At 67.3% G+C, this 2,914-nt stretch carries 3 protein-coding genes; 1 reads left to right on the top strand and 2 read right to left on the bottom strand.

Translation table 11 applies throughout. The features are described from left to right. On the top strand, nt 1–370 hold a 370-nt coding region (locus U9980_RS03565; protein ID WP_416210138.1), incomplete at its 5' end, for an alpha/beta fold hydrolase. A gap of 779 nt (nt 371–1,149) precedes the next feature. Here the strand turns inward: U9980_RS03565 and U9980_RS03560 are convergent. Together U9980_RS03560 and hisN are read right to left on the bottom strand one after the other, a co-directional pair. Further along, nucleotides 1,150–1,929: a glycerophosphodiester phosphodiesterase gene (locus U9980_RS03560; protein ID WP_322766660.1), complete on the bottom strand. Its 780-nt coding sequence runs from the start codon at nt 1,927–1,929 to the stop codon at nt 1,150–1,152. 23 nt (nt 1,930–1,952) lie between these two features. After that, nucleotides 1,953–2,825, bottom strand: a complete 873-nt coding sequence (gene hisN, locus U9980_RS03555; RefSeq protein WP_322766659.1) for a histidinol-phosphatase — start codon at nt 2,823–2,825, stop codon at nt 1,953–1,955. Nucleotides 2,826–2,914: the final 89 nt, after the last annotated feature.

Here is a 2,914-nt window from a genome sequence, read left to right as displayed (position 1 = left end):
CATCTGGGGTGGGCATGACGCGGTGATTCCGCCGGAACACGCGCGGATCCTGCAGGCGGCGATGCCGGGTAGCCGCCTGGAGATCTTCGCCGACGCCGGGCATTTCCCGCACCGCAGCGATCCGGAGCGCTTTCGGGCGGTCCTGGAGGATTTTCTGTCCTCGACCCGTCCGGCAACGTACTCGGCCCGGCAGTGGCGGGATCTTATGCGTTCGAAGGGACGCCATCCCGACCAGCGGCCCGCCGGAAGCCGGAGTCGGAGCCGGCGGATGAGTCCGGCCGCCGGTGGGGAAACCGCGCTTGCAGCCGCTTCGAGTACCCCGGGCGACACCCGTGGCGGGGAAGGACCGGGCGTGCGGGGAGAGCCATGATCGTGGGTGCCGTCCTGGGTGGGGTCCAGTTCGCAGCCTCCCGCCGAGGTTCATACTGAGCAGGAGCGCCATGGGGCGTTCTCTGGACTGAACAACCGTGGTCGGTTGGCTGTGCGCACCTGGCCGGCCGTGCCGCTACCCGCTTCATCCGGACCCGCTTCAGCCGGCTCAGCCGGCTACCGCGCCAGATCGTCGAGACAGATGCCACTTCTTTGTTCCAACCCGCTATCGCATTGGGACACCGCGGCCCGCTATCGTGGAGTTCGTCGGGCGCGGTCATGCCAATGTGGCCTATCCTCGTTGTAGTAACTGAAGTCAGAGATATATCGGAGGTCGACCGTTGGCACGTCGTGCGCGTCTGAGCTGGCCGGAAGAGCGTCGCCAAGCAGGTGAGGTCGTCGTCCGCCGGGTTGACCCCGGCCGTGGCTGGACCCTTGAGCAGGCTCGTGATCTGGTGCAGCAGGGTTACTCTGTCGAACATGTAGCGGAACGGACAGGATTTCCGGCGCAGATGCTGAAAGTGGCTGCCGAGGAGTGAGCCGTTCGGCGAAGCGGTGCCAGTCATGAAATATGCACTCTCGGCGATGCAAATGTGGGCGGGATCCGGCTCGGTTCACCGAGGTGAGCCACGGGTCCGGTCGGCGTCACGTCAATGCGTCGATCCAGTTACTCTGTGCAGTGTTGGGGATAGTGTTGGCAATCGCATCCAGGTTTAATTGAGTGATTGGTGTTTTGTATCGGCCATTGCCGGCCGGCGATGATTGAGTGTTGTTTTTTGATCACTGGACGTGATGTGTACGCGTGATTGTTGTCTCGCTGTCGGTGGCGTGTACAAGGCGGCCGAGGTGGTCGGAGTAGACCCCGTCCAAGCCGAATCCAAGAAGGCGCTTCAGGGTACGGGACGACTGGGCATGCCAGCCGAACGCAAGAAGTCCGCGAGCGTGAACCAGTCGCACCATCGCGGCGGACCAGTCGTTGGCACGTAGGTTCAGCACGGTGGCCCCGGCTGTGATCGCACCACGGGTGTAAACTTCCAGCGCCGCAGGGACTGCGGCGCTCGGGCGCGCGTCCTGGTAAGTACGGATCTCCCGGATGGATGCGGAGTTCACCAGCATTACCGTCGCGTCGGGGTCGCCACGATTGTCGAGTTCGATGATCGGCCGCCACACGCGGATTGCGTCAAGGTTCCCGCACAGCCACAGCCGTCCCGCCGCGTTCACCGCACGGGCGCTTTTGACCACAGCCCGTGCGGCCCGACCCGTGGCGGCGGGCGGGTCTTTCAGATCCAGGCTGAGTTCAAAGTCGTTGCCACAGGCCGCGTAGAGGTCAGCCAGGCGCGGGAGCCACCGCGGGAGCCTGGCCGCCGGCGTCTGGCTGATCCGGCGGCGCCGTCCAGGTGGTCCGAATACGCCGTCGTGATGCAACACCGGAACACCGTCAGCCGTCAGCCACACGTCCGACTCCAGGCCGCGCGCACCGCCCGTCAGCGCCCGGTGGAATGCCGCCAGGGTGTTCTCCCGCTGGAACACCGCGGGCGCCCCCCGGTGGGCAAAGCCGATCGGACGCCGTGCGCTACGGATCGTCAGATCGCGCGCCCGCAGGCCTCGGTCCCCGGAGCGCTCATGGACGGCTGGTTCAGGATCTCCAGCGCCCGGGTGTGCAGCCGGCTGTTGCTTGTCAGAACCGAGCCGCCGGCCGGGTCGGGGCGTCCCGTGAGATCGGTGAAGGTGCCCCCGGCCTCCTCGACGATCACTTGCAGGGCTGCCATGTCCCACAGCGACACGTCGGGCTCACAGGCCAGGTCGACAGCTCCCTCGGCGACCATCATGTGCGACCAGAAGTCGCCGAAGGCGCGGGTCCGCCACACCGTCGCCACCAGGTTCATGAAGGATTCCAACCGACCGGCCGCCGACCAGTTCTCGATGGAGGCGAACGACATGTAGGCATCGGCCAGGTCCGCCACCGCTGACACGCTCAGCGAACGGATCTCGCCGGCCACCGTTCGGGTGTGCGCCCCGTGACCACGCGCAGCCCACCAGCGGCGGCCCATCGCAGGCGCGCTGGCGACGCCGACCACGACCGTCCCGTCGACCTCAAGAGCGAGCAGGGTCCCCCAGACCGGCACGCCGCGAACAAAGTTCTTGGTGCCGTCCACCGGGTCGACCACCCAGCGACGCCTGGCGTCGCCGATAAGGCCCTGTTCCTCACCCAGGACCGCGTCGCCGGGGCGGGCCTGCGCCAGCCGTTCGCGGATCATCGCCTCCACCGCGGTGTCGGCGTCGGTCACCGGGGTGGCGTCGGGCTTGGCCTCGACCAGCAGGTCCACAGCCTGGAAACGGGCCATCGTGATGGCGTCGGCGGCATCCGCGAGGGCCAGGGCCAGGGCCAGATCGTCGGTCACCGGATGATCGTCGGCAGCAGGGTTCGCCGGGTTTTCGGCGATACCGGCCGGCACGCCGCCGTAAAGGGGATCCGATTCTGTCTGTGCGGCATGGGTCACGCGGCGAGCGTACCGGGGCGGGGGTGGCCGGGCGGTGGCCGGCA

It is taken from the genome of Protofrankia sp. Cr1 (assembly GCF_963555865.1).
Classification (GTDB): Bacteria; Actinomycetota; Actinomycetes; order Frankiales; family Frankiaceae; genus Protofrankia.
This window is presented reverse-complemented; position numbering and strand designations above follow the sequence as displayed.